Genomic DNA, 13856 nt, shown 5'->3' with positions numbered 1-13856 from the left:
ACCTGACGGCCCACCTGCCGGCGAACCCACCTTCCCCTCTCCGGCAGCCCCCCGCACACCCTCCTGCACACCGGCACTTCGCCCACACACCGCGAAAGGTGAACCATGACCGGCTCCGTGACCACGATGATCATCGACATCCTCACCGGCAAGTTCGACATCCCGGCCGAAGAGGTCTCCCCGGACACGGTCTTCGACGACCTGGCCGTGGACTCGCTGGCCCTGCTGGAGATGTCCCTGATCCTGGAGAAGCGGCTCGGCGTCTCCATATCGGAGGGCGTGCTCACCTCCGGGCAGAGCGTCGACGAGGCCGCCCGCGTGGTCGAGGCCCTCGGCGCTCCCGCCGCCGTCGGCCCGACCGCCGCCTGAGCCCGTGCGCGTGGTCCTGCTCCGGCACGCGGAGACCGGCCTCAACGCGGCCGGCCGGTTCCAGGCGCAGACCGACGCCCCGCTCAGCGACGAGGGGGTGCGGCAGGCGCAGCGGGCCGCGCGGTCGCTGCCGCCGGACGGCTGGGCGGCGGTGTACTCCTCGCCGCTGTCCCGGGCGGCGCAGACCGCCGCGTACGCCGCCGGCCGGCTCGACGTACCCCACCACCGCGTCGACGGCCTGCGCGAACGCCACCTCGGCGCACTCGACGGCCTGGACCGCGCCGAGTTCGCCCGGCGCCGCCCGGCCACGATGCGGCGGCTGCTGACCGACCCGGGGTACGCGCCGCCGGGCGGCGAGAGCGGACACGCCGCCCTGGCCCGCTTCGGCGGCGCGCTGGCCGGCATCCTCACCGCGCACCGCGGAGCCGGACGGCTGCTGGTGGTGGCCCACGGCGGCGTCCTGAACCTGCTGACCCGGGCCCTGCTGGCGGACCGGGCCGAAGCCCCCCGCGCCCTGGTCGGCACCTGCCACGCGCTCTGCCTGGACGCCGGGTGGACCCCGTCCGGCCGCCCCGGCCTCGTCCTGCGCCACTGGAACGCCGCCCCCGAGGAGTGCGCCGGTCCCGGCCGCTCCCGCGAACCCCTGACCCCCGTCGCCCTCGACGACCTCACCGCACAGGAAGTGACCCCCGCATGAGCATCGAGATCACCGTCCTCTTCGACGTCGTACCGGACCGGACGGAGCAGACCGCGGACGCCTTCGCGCGGCTGTGCGCCGAGACCCGCGAGGAGGAGGGCGCGCTGCGGTTCGACGCCTTCCGTTCCGCCGAGCACGACCATGTGATCGTGCTGGTCGAGGAGTGGGCCGACCAGGACGCCATCGACCTGCACATGAAGCAGGAGTACGTCGCCGCCTTCCTCGCGGCCACCGACGGCGCCTTCGTCCGTCCGCCGTCCGTGCACCGGCTCCGCCCGCTCGGCGCCTGAGCGGGGGTGGCTGACATGCAGCGGCCGCGCGTCCTCGTCGTGGGGGCGGGCCCGGTCGGGATGGTGCTCGCCAGTGAGCTGCTGGCGCACGGGATCGGCGCCGACGTCGTCTCCAAGCTCCGCAGGCAGAGCCCGCACTCCCGCGCCACCATCCTGTGGCCCCGGGTCCTGGAACTCCTGGACCGCGTCGGAGTGGGCCGGAAACTGGTCGACAACGGTCACTACTTCGACCAGATGAACTACTACTCCGAGAAGAAGATGATCGGCCTGGTCCGGTTCGACCGGCTGCGGGGCGTCGGCTATCCGTTCGCCATCACCATCCCGCAGTGGCGCACCGAGGCGATCCTCGAAGAGCACCTGACCGCACTGGGCGGAACCATCGCCTACGACACCACCTTCCTCGACGGCACCCAGGACGCGCACGGCGTCACCTGCCGGCTGCGCCTGCCCGACGGCCGCACCGAGACCCGCGGCTACGACTGGGTCGTCGGCGTCGACGGCTACGGCAGCACCGTCCGCGACGCCTTCGGCTTCCGGTTCGCGGGCCGCACCCTGCGCACCCGGCTGGCCATCACCGACGCGGAGATCCTGGGCGAGACCACCAGCAGCGAGGCCGCGTACTACCTGACCCGGTCCGGCAACATGGTGCTGGCGCCGCTGGGCGACGGGGTGTTCCGGGTCGGCGCCAGCGTCCCCGACGACTACACGGGCGACACCCCCGACCGCGCCTTCTTCGAACGGCTGCTGGCCGAGCGGGTGCCCGGCGCGCGCCGGCTCGGCGACATGCGGTTCAGCGGCGTGTTCACCGCACACGTCCGCTCCGCGAGCAGCTACCGGCGCGGCCGGGTCTTCCTCGCCGGGGACTCCGCGCACGCCATGAGCCCGTCCGGGGCGCAGGGCCTGAACACCGGCATCCAGGACGCCGTCAACCTGGGCTGGAAGCTGGCCGGCGTGGTGCGCGGCGACTACCGTCCCGAGCTGCTGGACAGCTACGACACCGAGCGCCGCCCCGCGGTCGAGGAGGTGGCCGGCCTGTCCACCCGGCTCGCCCGCATCGGCCTGTACTCGACCCGGCGCCGCATCCTGGCCCGCGACGCCCTGTACCGCCTCGGCACCGCGACCGGCGCCCTGGAGAGGGTCCTGGCGCCCCGGCTGGCCCAGCTCGACACCCACTACGGTCCCCGGCCCCGGCGCGGCACCCTGGTGCCGGGGGAGCGGCTGCCGCTGGGCTGGCGGGCCACCAGCACCGAACCCGTCCTCGCCGTGGACCGCTTCACGGTCCTGCTGTGGCCCGGACTCCAGTACCGCCACGAGCAGTGGACGCGGACCGTGGACGCCCTGCGCGCCGAGGTGGACGGCGTCCTCCTCACCGACCTGGGCGGCCGCCCGCCCGGCCTGCTCCTGGGCAAGCTCGGTCGCGCCGCCCAGGCCCTGGTGGTACGCCCCGACGGCCACCTCGACACCGTCGTGGCCCTGGGCGAGGACCCCGTCTCCGACGCGCACGCGCTGACCCGGGCACTGGCCCGCCACACGCGCACCACCGCCACCGCACCCCTGACCGCCGTACCGGCATGAACCCGGCGGCCCTCAGCGGGTCGCCTGCCACGACCACCTGAGTCCGGCAACCCTCAGCGGGCCGCCCGCCGCGACCACTTGAGACCGGCAGTCCCCGACGGACCGCCGCCACGACACCTGAGTCCGGCAGTCCCCAACCGGTGCCGCCGCGACCACCTGAGTCCCATCCCCGAGCATCCGCACCATCCGCACCATCTTCCGAGGAGATCACCATGGCCCCCCGCGTCACCCTCACCGAAGTCGCCGACATGACCCCCGAACAGCGCGCGGTGTACGAGAAGTTCCAGTCCAACCTGACCCGGGCGCTGCTGCTGACCAAGGACTCGGCCGCCGCGCACCTCGCGCTCGGCGCCACCTTCACCGTCGGCCTGCTCGGCCTGCTGGACCGCGAGGTGATCGTGCTGCGCGTGGCGAAGCTGCGCGACAGCGAGTTCGAACGGCTGCTGCACTACCCGCTCGCGAAGAAGGCCGGCCTGGACGACGACGAGATCCGGGCGATCGAGGAGGGCCGCTACGACGAGATGCCGGCCTCCCGCGCGGCGCTCGTCCGCTACGTCACCGACTGCATGGTCGACCACAGGGCGAGCGAGGAGGCGTTCCGCGCCCTGCGGGAGCACTACTCGCAGAACGAGATCGCCGAGGTCACCCACCTGGCCGGCCACAGCGCCATGACCGCCATGTACCTGGCCAGCCTGGACATCCCGCTGGACGAGGGCATCGCCTCCTGGGGACGCCTGACCGAGGTGCGCGAGCAGGTCACGAACTGACCGCCCGGCACGGAACGACCCGAGAGGAACGACGTTGCAGTACGTGCGGCTGGGCTCGTCCGGCCTGAAGGTGTCCCGGCTGGCGCTGGGCTGCATGAGCTACGGCGAACCCGGGCTCGGCACCCACCCGTGGTCGCTGCCCGAGACCGAGAGCCTGCCCTTCGTCGCCCAGGCCCTCGACCTCGGCATCAACTTCTTCGACACCGCCAACATCTACTCCCTGGGCACCAGCGAGGAGTTCCTGGGCCGGGCGGTGCGCAGACTGACCCGGCGCGAGGACGTCGTCATCGCCACCAAGGTGTACGAGAAGCTCACCGACAGCCCGCTGTCCGGCGGCCTGTCCCGCTCGGCGATCATGCGCGAGGTGGACGCGAGCCTGCGCCGGCTGGGCACCGACTACATCGACCTGTACATCGTGCACCGCTGGGACCCCGAGACACCCGTCGAGGAGACGATGGAGGCCCTGCACGACGTGGTGCGCGCGGGCAAGGTCCGCTACCTCGGCGCCTCCTCGATGCACACCTGGCAGTTCGTCAGGGCGCAGTACGTGGCCGAACTGCACGGCTGGACGCGGTTCGTGAGCATGCAGAACCACTACAACCTGATCAACCGCGAGGAAGAACGGGAGATGCTGCCGTACTGCCTGGCCGAGGGCGTCGGCGTCACCCCGTGGAGTCCGCTGGCCCGCGGACGGCTCGCCCGGGACTGGGACACCGTATCGGCCCGTACCGCCGGCGACCCGGTCCAGGAGCGGTTCTACGGGCCCACGGAGCAGGCGGACCGCGCGGTCGCGCGCGTGGTCGCGGACATCGCCGCCGAACGGGGCGTGCCCATGGCGCAGGTGGCCCTGGCCTGGCTGCTGAGCCGGCCGGCGGTCACCGCCCCCGTCGTCGGCGCGACCGCCCCGCATCACCTGCGGGACGCGGTCGCGGCACTCGACCTGGTGCTCGACGGCACCGAGACGCAGCGGCTGGAGGCGCCCTATGTGCCGCACGCCGTCGTCGAATACGTCTGACCGAACCGCAGGTGGGAGAAGACCGTGGGAATAGCCGACTACGCGCTGGCCATGCCCGGTGGGAAACGAAGCGTCGACGAGGTCGCCCGGGCCTCCGGGGTGGACCCCGGGAAACTGGAACGGGTCCTGCCGTCGGGGAAGTTCTCGGTGCTGGCCGAGGGCGAGACCTCCTGGGGCCTGGGCCGTGCGGCCGCGGCCAGGCTCCTGGAGCGCAATCCGGTGCGGCCCGAGGAGATCGGCCTGGTCCTGTACGCGGGCTCCAGCGAGTGGGGCACCCCCTTCTGGTCGCCCGCGGCGAAGATCGCGCAGGAGCTGGGGATCACCGACGCGCACTGCTACGAGGTCTCCAACTTCTGCAACGCGGGCATGGTGGCCGTCAAACTCGCCGACGACCAGGTGCGGGCGGGCACCCACCAGTACGCCCTGGTCGTCGTCGCGGACCGGCTCAGTGAGCTGGTCGAGTACGGCACCGGCTACGTGGAGCTGTTCAACTTCGCCGACGGGGCCGCCGCCGTCCTGCTGACCGCCGACCCCGCGCAGAGCGCGTACGACGTGCTCGGCGCCGCCCACCACACCGACCCGCGCTGGGTGGACGCGTACTACGGGCAGCTCAAGGACGGCGAGGTCAAGGTCGAGCGGGGCGACAAGCTCGACGGGCTCGGCGAGGCGTTCCTCGACAACTTCACCACCCTGACGCACCGGGTCCTGAAGGACATCGGGCGCCAGGTCGCCGACGTGGCGTACTTCCTGGTCACCCACGGCAACCAGGAGACCCACCGCGACTACCTGGCCGCACTCGGTGTGGACGCCTCGCGGAGCGTGTTCCAGTACGGCCTCGACGGCCACCTCGGCGGCGCGGACCCGCTGGCCGCCCTGGAGGAGCTGGAACGGGACGGCCGGATCGGACCGGGAGACCTGGTGATCGTGGCGACGGCGGGCTCGGGCTTCACCTGGGGCGTGACGGCCCTGCGGCGGACGTAGCCGGCCCGTGGCACGCGAGGGGGCGGGGCCCCGGCCTTCCACGGCCGGGGCCCCGCCCCCTCCCACATCCGCCGGCGCACCCGTGCCGGCCGGCGTCGGTCCGCCCGGCGCCCGCAGGCCCGCCCGCGGCTCAGCGGTGGTGCACCCGGTCCAGGTCCACGGTGAGCAGCCGCAGGGCCGCCTCGTGCGGGGAGTCGGGTTCCGCGTGGTAGAACTTCAGGATGTTGCCGTCCTGGAGATCGGCGGACTGGTACATCAACTCCAGCTCGCCCACCACCGGATGGTCGAAGAGCTTCGTGCCCTCGATGCAGTTGGCCACCCGCTGACGGCACCACAGCGCGGCGAACTCCTCGCTCTGTATCGTCAGTTCGCCGATCAGCTCGGCGAGCTGCGGGTCGTGCCGGTGGTTTCCGGAGATGTAGCGCAGATACGTCACGTTCGACTCGGACTCCGTGGCCCAGTCCGTGTACAGCGCGCGGACGTCCTCGTCGAGGAAGTTCATCTTGATGATGTTGGGGCGCTGCCCCGGACGGTCGGGCGCGTCGAAGCCGAGGTGCGGCGCGAACAGTTTGTGGAACAGCGGGTTCCAGGTGAGGATGTCGCAGCGGTAGTTCAGCACCGCCGCCGCCACGGTGCCGAGCGACTCCACCAGCATCCGCGTGGACGGGCTGACCTGGTCGCCGCAGGGCGCCGGCGCCTGCGGGTCCTGCACCGGCGTACCGATCTTGAGCAGGTAGTCCCGCTCGTCCGGGCCCAGGTCCAGCGCGCGGGCGATGGACAGCAGGACCTGCGGGGAGGCGTGCGCGGTCTGCGACTGTTCTAGCCGGGTGTAGTAGGTCTGGCTGACACCGGCGAGCGCCGCCACTTCCTCACGCCGCAGACCCGGGACGCGCCGGGCGCCGCCGCTGCGCAGCCCCCGCTGCTCGGGCCGGACGCGCTCGCGCATCTGCCGCAGGTAGCTGCCGAGGTCCGTGTTCACGATGTCTTCCACCCTTCCGATTATGAAGTCCCACGCGGTGAACGCAACGGCGTCCGGCCGGGACCGGGTCCCGCCGGAGCGGTCCGCAGGGCGCCACGATCCGCCGTGGCGCCCTGCGGACGGTGCGTCAGCCGCGCGCGGCCGCCTTGCGCCGCAGCACCGCCCACAGCAGCAGGCCGACGGCGATCTGGCACGCCGCGTCGACGCCGACGGCCACGTGGATGCCGGACAGCTGCTCGGCGGCGGTCACCGTGCCCTGGCCGATGGTGGCCGCGAACACCGCGCTGATGAGCGGGATGCCGATGGCGATGCCGACCTGCTGGGACTGGGTGGCCATACCGGTCGCCATGCCCTGCATGTCGGTGTCGACGGAGGAGGTGGCGATGACCATGAAGGACAGGGCCGCCGTCATGGAGAAGAAGGCGTTGACGAACTGGGTGGCGATCAGCGGGATCAGCCAGCGCGAGTCCGCGCTCGCCCACAGCGCCGGCAGCATGAACGCGCCCTGGAGGGCCAGGGACACGCCGAGCATCGTGCGCGGCGGGACCCGCTGGAGAAGACGCGGGCCGACCGTGCCCGCGATGATCTGGCCCACCCCGATGCCGAGCAGGACCAGACCGGCCACCAGGGACGACAGGCCCAGCACGTTCTGCACGTACAGACCCGTGAAGAAGATCAACGCGGTCTCGCCGCCGAAGATGAACAGGGCCGCCAGGTTGCCGAAGGCGATGTCGGGCCGCTTCAGGACCCGCACCGGGACCAGCGCGTCGGCCGTGCGGCTCTCGACGGCCCAGAAGGCGCCCAGCAGGACGGCGGCGGCGATCAGGGCGGCACCGGCCGCCGCGTCGAGCCCGTTCTCACCGACGCGGGTGACACCGTAGATCCCGGCGAACAGGCCGAGGGTGATCAGTACGGCGCCGGGCAGGTCGATCCGGCTGCGCTGCTCGGCGCGGCTCTCGTCGACGACGAGGGGCACGACGAGGATCGCGGCGAGGGCGACGGGGATGTTGATGAAGAACGCCCAGCGCCAGGAGAACACGTCCGTGAGGACACCGCCGAGGATCGCGCCGACGCTGAAGCCGGAACTCATCATCACGCTGTTCAGGCCGAGCGCCCGCGTGCGCAGGGCGGGCTCGGTGAAGGCGGTGGTGAGCAGGGCGAGCGCGGCGGGCGTGACGGCGGCGGTCGACAGCCCCTGCAGGGTACGGGCGGCCAGCAGCATCGCGGGCGAGTCGGCCAGGCCGCCGATCAGGGAGGACACGGTCAGCACGAGCATGCCGACGGTGAAGATGCGCCGGCGTCCCACGAAGTCGCCCACCCGGCCGAAGACCAGGGTGCAGCCCGCGGCGCACAGGGCGAAGGTCGTGGTGATCCACTGCAGGGAGCCGGTGGAGAAGCCGAGCGCCGTGCCCACCTCGGGCAGTGCCACGTTCAGCACGGAGAAGTCGGCGGCCATCATGAACTGCGACGCCAGGAGCACCACCAGAGCGGCGACTTGACGGCCCGTCATGCGGGCGGACGCGGAGCCGGGGCGCTCCGGCGCGACGGTCGGCGAGGTTTCAGCGGTTGTCATGCCTCAAGCCTCGGACGCGCGGCCCGCACCAGCCAGATCCCCCTCGACGGCACTCCTGCGGAGACTGTCACTGCCAGTGCCACCCTCGCGGGGACCGGACGCCCTGCCCCCGGCCGCGACCGGCCCGGCCGCGGGGGGCGACGGGCCGACCGGCCCGTCCGCCGGGGACGGCGGGCCGGGTCAGGACCGTCCTGGCGGCGGCCGGTGCCCCCGTCGCCACCGTGGACCGGCGAACACGGGGCCCGGCGGCAGGCGCCACGGCACCGGGCCCGACGGCGTCCACCGGGAGCGTACGGCAAGGGAAGAACATGACCGGGAAGTGATGTCCGTCGCAGTCGGCCGGATCCGGAAATCCTGATCGCGCGCATTCCGTTGCCCACGCACATGGACATCTTCACGCCCGTCTCCCTGGGAGACCTCGAACTCGCCAACCGGGTCGTCATGGCCCCGCTGACCCGGATGCGGTCCGGCGCCCTGGGCGTCCCCGGAGACCTGGTGGTGGAGCACTACCGGCAGCGGGCGAGCCTCGGCCTGATCATCACCGAGGGCACGTACCCCAGCCACGAGGGGCAGGCCTTCGTCGGCCAGCCCGGCATCGTCACCGACGAGCAGGTGGCCGGCTGGCGGCGGGTGGCCGAGGCGGTGCACGCCCGCGGCGGCCGCATCGTGATGCAGGTCATGCACGGCGGCCGGGTCACCCACCCCGACGTCAACGGCGGCCGCCGGGTCGTCGCCCCCAGCGCCGTCGCCATCGAGGGCGAAGGGCACACGGAGAAGGGCAGGCAGCCCTACCCGGTGCCGCACGCGCTGACCGCCGAGGAGGCACGGGCGGCCCTCGACGACTTCGTCACCGCCTCCCGCCGGGCGGTCCTGGAGGCGGGCCTGGACGGCGTGGAGATCCACGGCGCCAACGGCTACCTCCTGCACGAGTTCCTCTCCCCGGCCGCCAACCGGCGCACCGACGAGTACGGCGGCTCACCGCAGAACCGGGCCCGCTTCGTCGCCGAGGTGGTGACGGCGGTGGCCGGGGCCGTCGGTCCCGGCCGGGTCGGGCTGCGCGTCTCGCCGGAGCACAACATCCAGGACGCCGTCGAGACCGACCGGGACGACGTACTGGCCACCTACGGGCACCTGATGGACCGCCTGCGTCCGCTGGGCCTGGCCTACCTCTCCGTCCTGCACCGCGAGCCCGCAGGCGACCTGGTCCAGGAACTGCGCCGCCGCTTCGGCGGCAAGCTGATCGCCAACAGCGGCTTCTCCGCGCCCACCACGCGCGAGGAGGCCGCGGAGCTGATCGAGGCGGCGCACGCCGACGCGGTGGCCGTGGGCCGCGCGGTCATCGCCAACCCCGACCTGGTCGAGCGCTGGCGGGGCGGCCACGCCGAGAACGCACCGCGTCCGGAGCTGTTCTACTCCCCGGGCGCCGAGGGCTACACCGACTACCCCTTCCTCCAGGCGGTCTGAGCGGGCCGGTGGCGCGGCGCGCCGGGTGCCCGCCGCGCCACCCGTTCCGTCCTGATCCGCACGGAGAACCTCAGAGGCCGAACAGCTTCTCGGCGTTCAGGCGGGTCGTCCTCTCCCTGTCCTCGTGGCTGACGGGCGGCTCCTCGATGCGGGCGCGCGTGCCGTCCGGCGCCAGGTAAGGGTGGTCGACGGACCAGATGATCCGGTCGCCCCCCACCGCCTTGTGCACGAACTCGAAGTGCGGCAGCCCCCGAGGACGCACATCGCCGAACTGGACGCCGGACGCCTGCTTCTCGACGACGTGTCCGGCCGACGCGACGATTCCCCGGCGCCCCAGGCGTCCCCCGGGGTTCACGGCGTCCCAGGCCTCCCCGGCCTCTCCGGGGTTCACGGCGTCCCCGGGGTTCACGGCGTCTCCCGCGTCGCCGGAAGAGCGTTCAGCCGCGGCGCTCGGCCATGACCACCACACTCGGTCCGCTGTGCTCGTCCGGGGGGAGCCGCAGTTCGGCGACCGGACTCAGGCCGGCCTGCTCGATCAGCTCCACGAACTGCTCCGGCCGCCACTTGTGCGTCGTCCAGCGGACGGGGACACCGCCGTAGGCCTCGGTGCGCACGAGGTCTTCCTCGCCGACGTGGGTGCCGGTGATGAAGTGGCCGCCCGGCTTCAACGCGCGGGCGAACATGCCGAGAACCTGCGGCAGGACGTCACGCGGCAGGTTGAACAGCGACCACCATCCGAGCACGCCGCCCAGGGACGCTTCCGCGAGGTCGAGGTCGGTGGCGGAGGAGACGCTGAAGCGGCACTGCGGATGGAGACGGCGCGCGTTCTCGATCATACGGGGAGAGAGGTCCACCCCCGACACGTCGAGTCCGCGTTCGGCGAGGTAGGCGGTCACCGTGCCGGGGCCGCAGCCGACGTCGAGGACGGGGCCCAGGCCGCCCACGGTGTCGGCGAAGGCGTCGATGGACGCCTTGAGCCACGGGTAGCGGCGGATGTCGCCCATTCCCGTCGTCTGCACCATGTGGGCGTAGTTGTCGGCCACGCGGTCGTAGGACTCACGGACCGTGTCGAGATCGGCCGGTCGGTCGATGGGGTGCGTGCGCATCAGCCAACGATAGTCCGGCGTGGAGCACTTGGGGTCCCCAGCGCGGCGACGTGACCGTCGGCTCCGGTCGGTCATGCTCGGTCAGGGCCCGGCTGTACCGGTGCCGGCGCCTGCCTGGGGGCGCCGGGGGCACACCCGCACCCGGCGCCGCGTCGAACGCCGGTGGGTCTGTGGAATGCCCTGCCCGTGGCGGAAGTTGATCGCAGCATGACTCAAGGACCCGCGCCGCGCCCCCTGTCCGATCAAGCCCTCTCCGACCTGCTCGCGAAGCAGCGGTTCGGGACCCTCGCCACCGTCAAGCGAAGCGGCCACCCGCACCTGACCACCATGCTCTACAGCTGGGACCCCGAGGCCCGCGTCGTCCGGCTGTCCACCACGGCCGACCGCGTCAAGGTCAAGCACCTCCGGCGCGACCCGCGCGCGGCGCTGCACGTGCAGGGCGGCGACGTCTGGTCGTTCGCCGTCGCCGAGGGAACGGCGGAGACGTCCGAGGCCACGACGGTCCCCGGGGACGCGGTCGGGCGGGAACTGCTCGCGATGATCCCGGCGGCCGCGAAGCCCGAGGACGAGGACGCGTTCTTGGCGCAACAGGTCGCCGAGCGCAGGGTCGTCATCCGGCTGGCGGTCGAGCGGCTCTACGGGACGGCCCTGGACATCGACGGCTAGCAGATGTCCGCAGGCCCTGGCGGGGCATGACGTGTCCGGCGTCCGCGTCCCCAGGCCCCCGCGGAGCACGACGTGTCCGGCGTCCGCGACTCCAGACCCTGGCGGGGCATGGCCTGTCCGGCGTCCGCCCCGGCCCTGGCGGGGCATGACCTGTCCGGCGTCCGCCCAGGCCCTGCCGGGGCACGACCTGTCCGGCGTCCGCGACCACGAGTCCGCCCGGACCTCCCGGCCCTGACTCCCCGGCTCAGGTGAGACGTGGGAGGGTGCCGCGCAACCGCTGAGCCGTGACCTTCGCGCCCTCCTCCCGGGGCGCCGGCCGGCGCGCCTGCATCGGCGCGGTCCCCACCGCTGCGGCCACCCTGCGACCCGCCCCTGACCGAGCGGGGCCGGGCAGGGGTGGTCCCTACTTGCGTGCGGGCGGCGACGACTGCTGCGGGAGGCGGCGGACGAAGTCCAGCAGCAGGGCGCAGAACGCCGCGGGCTGTTCCAGCGGCGCGAGATGCCCCGCGCCGGGGACGACGGCGGTCCGGCCCGCACCGAGGTCGCGGGCCAGATCCTCGCCGCCCTCGTGGAAGTCGGGCATGTCGTGCTCGCCGACGCCGACCAGGGCGGGCACGCCCCTGAGCGTGCGCAGCGCCGCCGGGCCCGCGCCGAGGGGATCCGCCGCCTGGGGCGGTTCGCCGTGGGTGAGCTGGTCGGTCAGCCGGCGGCGGAGCATACGGGCGGCGTGGGCGCGTACCTCCTCGGTCGCCCCGGCCGAGGTCCATGCCTCGACGCCGGCCTTCACCGCGGCGTCCAGGTCACCGGCGGCCAGCGCCGTCCGTTCGGCCTCCCAGGCGGCGTCCAGACGCGGCGAGGCGGGCTGGTCGTGGGGCCGGTACCCGACCAGGACCAGGCCCTCCACCCGCTCGGGCGCCGTGACGGCGGTCTGGAGCGCCACCAGGGCGCCCAGTGAGTTCCCGGCGAGCACGAAGCGGTCGGCCCCGAGGTGGCCGAGCGTGTCGAGCACGTCCGTCCAGGGGGCCACCTCGCGGCGGTCGGGCACGGTCGCGTCGCCGTGGCCGGGCAGGTCCAGGGCGATGGTCCGCACGCCCGCCCCGGCGAGCAGCGGGAGGTGGGCGTCCCACATGGTGCGGTCGGTGGGCCGGGCGTGCAGCAGGACGACGGGCCGTCCCCGGCCTGCCTCGGTGGAGGGAAGCAGCATGGTGCGAGGTGCCTTCTTCGGTGAGTGGGTGAGTGAGTGGCTGAGTTGAGTGAGTTGAGTGAGTGATGCGTGCGTGAGTGTGTGGGGGGAGGGCGGGCGAGCCGGCCGGCGGGGAGGGTGGCGGCCGGCGCCGCGGGGGAGCGGGTCACGCGGCGCCGGCGAGTCCGAGGGGCGCGGCGCCGCCCCGGCCGGCCGGACGCCGTGGGCGGTCGTGATCCGGTTACCGGGCGTCCCCGTCCTCCGCGGGGGCGTCCTGGACGGTGGGAGCCGAGCCCTGCTCGGCCGGCCGGCGCAGCAGGAGCAGGGCGTCGGCACTGGGGCTGCCGGGTTCCGCGCTGTAGACGGACAGGTGCTGGCCCGGGGCGCTGGTGACGGCCAGCGCCTCGAAGTGCAGGCGCAGTTCACCCACGCGGGAGTGGCGGAAGTGCTTGTCCTCCTGCGTGCGGGGCCGGACCTCGTAGCGTGCCCACAGGCCGGTGAAGGCGGGGCTGCGCACGCTCAGCTCGCCGACGGTCCGCTCGATCCGCTCGTCGTCGGGGAACTGCGCCAAGGACGCCCGCAGGTTGCCCACCGCGGTGCGCGCCGCCTTGTCCCAGTCGACGTAGAACTCCCGCGCGAACGGATCGAGGAAGATCATCCGCAGCAGGTTGTCGTACCGGGCGAACCCGCGGTACAGCTCGCGCGCCATCGCGTTGGCCGCCAGCACGTCCTGCGCCGCGCCGACCACGAAGGCCGGCACGTCGCGCAGACCGTCCATCAGCCGCACCAGCTCCGGGGCGACGGCCGGCGCCGCGGCCGCCGTGGCGAAGACGGGCAGGCCGAGCCGGAACAGGTGCGCGGCGGCGGCACCGTCCAGCCGCAGTGCCGCGGCGATCGCCCGGAGCACCTGCTCGGACGGGTTGCGCTCACGGCCCTGCTCCAGGCGGATGTAGTAGTCCGTGCTCACCCCGGCGAGCAGCGCCACCTCGTCCCGCCGCAGCCCCGGCACCCGCCGGTCGCCGCCGTCGAGCAGTCCGACGTCCCGCGGCGTGGTCATCGCGCGGCGGGCACGCAGGTAGTCACCGAGCTGGTGGTCGCTTTCCATGTCCGCCACGTTAGAACCATCCCAGGGGCCCGGGCGTGGGTGCGGTGCACCCACCCGGGCCCGCGGCCGTCCCGCATCACGGCGCT

At 73.3% G+C, this 13856-nt stretch carries 15 protein-coding genes; 9 read left to right on the top strand and 6 right to left on the bottom strand.

Annotation, left to right across the window (positions count from 1 at the left end; translation table 11 throughout):
* Positions 1-105 precede the first annotated feature (105 nt).
* The 7 genes from ABZ719_RS27565 (at position 106) to ABZ719_RS27535 (ending at position 5694) form a co-directional block, all read left to right on the top strand.
* On the top strand, positions 106-369 hold the full coding sequence (locus ABZ719_RS27565; RefSeq protein ID WP_366727863.1) for an acyl carrier protein: 264 nt from the start codon (positions 106-108) through the stop codon (positions 367-369).
* Between the two features lie 4 nt (positions 370-373).
* Positions 374-1066, top strand: coding sequence for a histidine phosphatase family protein (locus ABZ719_RS27560; RefSeq protein ID WP_366727862.1), 693 nt, complete (start codon positions 374-376; stop codon positions 1064-1066).
* Entirely contained in the window at positions 1063-1356 is a 294-nt protein-coding gene (locus ABZ719_RS27555) for a putative quinol monooxygenase (protein ID WP_366727861.1), read from the top strand. The genes ABZ719_RS27560 and ABZ719_RS27555 overlap by 4 nt, the downstream gene beginning before the upstream one ends.
* A gap of 15 nt (positions 1357-1371) precedes the next feature.
* Complete coding sequence (locus tag ABZ719_RS27550) at positions 1372-2931, top strand: FAD-dependent monooxygenase (RefSeq protein ID WP_366727860.1); 1560 nt, start codon at positions 1372-1374, stop codon at positions 2929-2931.
* A gap of 212 nt (positions 2932-3143) precedes the next feature.
* Positions 3144-3698, top strand: a complete 555-nt coding sequence (locus tag ABZ719_RS27545; protein WP_366727859.1) for a carboxymuconolactone decarboxylase family protein — start codon at positions 3144-3146, stop codon at positions 3696-3698.
* A 34-nt stretch (positions 3699-3732) separates the two neighbouring features.
* Entirely contained in the window at positions 3733-4713 is a 981-nt protein-coding gene (locus ABZ719_RS27540) for an aldo/keto reductase (protein ID WP_366727858.1), read from the top strand.
* A 24-nt stretch (positions 4714-4737) separates the two neighbouring features.
* The gene (locus ABZ719_RS27535; protein WP_366727857.1) at positions 4738-5694 is read left to right on the top strand and encodes a 3-oxoacyl-[acyl-carrier-protein] synthase III C-terminal domain-containing protein; all 957 of its coding nucleotides are present in this window, start codon (positions 4738-4740) and stop codon (positions 5692-5694) included.
* Between the two features lie 130 nt (positions 5695-5824).
* On the opposite strand, the gene ABZ719_RS27530 is transcribed toward ABZ719_RS27535, so the two are convergent.
* The gene (locus tag ABZ719_RS27530) at positions 5825-6685 is read right to left on the bottom strand and encodes a helix-turn-helix transcriptional regulator (protein WP_366727856.1); all 861 of its coding nucleotides are present in this window, start codon (positions 6683-6685) and stop codon (positions 5825-5827) included.
* A gap of 115 nt (positions 6686-6800) precedes the next feature.
* Positions 6801-8246 carry an MFS transporter gene (locus tag ABZ719_RS27525; protein ID WP_366727855.1) on the bottom strand — a complete coding sequence of 482 codons (1446 nt, stop codon included), beginning with the start codon at positions 8244-8246 and terminating at the stop codon, positions 6801-6803.
* A gap of 384 nt (positions 8247-8630) precedes the next feature.
* On the opposite strand from ABZ719_RS27525, the gene ABZ719_RS27520 reads away from it, so the two are divergent.
* Positions 8631-9710, top strand: a complete 1080-nt coding sequence (locus ABZ719_RS27520) for an alkene reductase (protein WP_366727854.1) — start codon at positions 8631-8633, stop codon at positions 9708-9710.
* A gap of 70 nt (positions 9711-9780) precedes the next feature.
* Here the strand turns inward: ABZ719_RS27520 and ABZ719_RS27515 are convergent, their stop codons facing one another.
* Positions 9781-10119 (bottom strand): hypothetical protein, encoded by a 339-nt coding sequence (locus ABZ719_RS27515; protein WP_366727853.1) that lies wholly within the window; start codon positions 10117-10119, stop codon positions 9781-9783.
* Between the two features lie 28 nt (positions 10120-10147).
* The gene (locus tag ABZ719_RS27510) at positions 10148-10816 is read right to left on the bottom strand and encodes a class I SAM-dependent methyltransferase (RefSeq protein ID WP_366727852.1); all 669 of its coding nucleotides are present in this window, start codon (positions 10814-10816) and stop codon (positions 10148-10150) included.
* A 207-nt stretch (positions 10817-11023) separates the two neighbouring features.
* Between ABZ719_RS27510 and ABZ719_RS27505 the strand changes: the two genes are divergently transcribed.
* Complete coding sequence (locus ABZ719_RS27505) at positions 11024-11482, top strand: PPOX class F420-dependent oxidoreductase (protein WP_366727851.1); 459 nt, start codon at positions 11024-11026, stop codon at positions 11480-11482.
* A gap of 403 nt (positions 11483-11885) precedes the next feature.
* Here the strand turns inward: ABZ719_RS27505 and ABZ719_RS27500 are convergent, their stop codons facing one another.
* Together ABZ719_RS27500 and ABZ719_RS27495 are read right to left on the bottom strand one after the other, a co-directional pair.
* The gene (locus ABZ719_RS27500; protein WP_366727850.1) at positions 11886-12686 is read right to left on the bottom strand and encodes an alpha/beta hydrolase; all 801 of its coding nucleotides are present in this window, start codon (positions 12684-12686) and stop codon (positions 11886-11888) included.
* A gap of 220 nt (positions 12687-12906) precedes the next feature.
* Complete coding sequence (locus ABZ719_RS27495; protein ID WP_366727849.1) at positions 12907-13770, bottom strand: helix-turn-helix transcriptional regulator; 864 nt, start codon at positions 13768-13770, stop codon at positions 12907-12909.
* Between the last annotated feature and the right edge of the window lie 86 nt (positions 13771-13856).

The sequence above is a fragment of the Streptomyces sp. NPDC006743 genome, assembly GCF_040703815.1.
GTDB lineage: Bacteria > Actinomycetota > Actinomycetes > Streptomycetales > Streptomycetaceae > Streptomyces.
Note: the sequence above shows the minus strand (reverse complement) of the source record. Positions and strands in the feature narration are given on the sequence as shown.

Coding starts and splice junctions, on each gene's coding strand:
- ABZ719_RS27565 (WP_366727863.1), top strand. CDS start 106: ATGACCGGCTCCGTGACCACGATGATCATCGACATCCTCACCGGCAAG.
- ABZ719_RS27555 (WP_366727861.1), top strand. CDS start 1,063: ATGAGCATCGAGATCACCGTCCTCTTCGACGTCGTACCGGACCGGACG.
- ABZ719_RS27550 (WP_366727860.1), top strand. CDS start 1,372: ATGCAGCGGCCGCGCGTCCTCGTCGTGGGGGCGGGCCCGGTCGGGATG.
- ABZ719_RS27545 (WP_366727859.1), top strand. CDS start 3,144: ATGGCCCCCCGCGTCACCCTCACCGAAGTCGCCGACATGACCCCCGAA.
- ABZ719_RS27525 (WP_366727855.1), bottom strand. CDS start 8,246: ATGACAACCGCTGAAACCTCGCCGACCGTCGCGCCGGAGCGCCCCGGC.
- ABZ719_RS27520 (WP_366727854.1), top strand. CDS start 8,631: ATGGACATCTTCACGCCCGTCTCCCTGGGAGACCTCGAACTCGCCAAC.
- ABZ719_RS27510 (WP_366727852.1), bottom strand. CDS start 10,816: ATGCGCACGCACCCCATCGACCGACCGGCCGATCTCGACACGGTCCGT.
- ABZ719_RS27505 (WP_366727851.1), top strand. CDS start 11,024: ATGACTCAAGGACCCGCGCCGCGCCCCCTGTCCGATCAAGCCCTCTCC.
- ABZ719_RS27500 (WP_366727850.1), bottom strand. CDS start 12,686: ATGCTGCTTCCCTCCACCGAGGCAGGCCGGGGACGGCCCGTCGTCCTG.
- ABZ719_RS27495 (WP_366727849.1), bottom strand. CDS start 13,770: ATGGAAAGCGACCACCAGCTCGGTGACTACCTGCGTGCCCGCCGCGCG.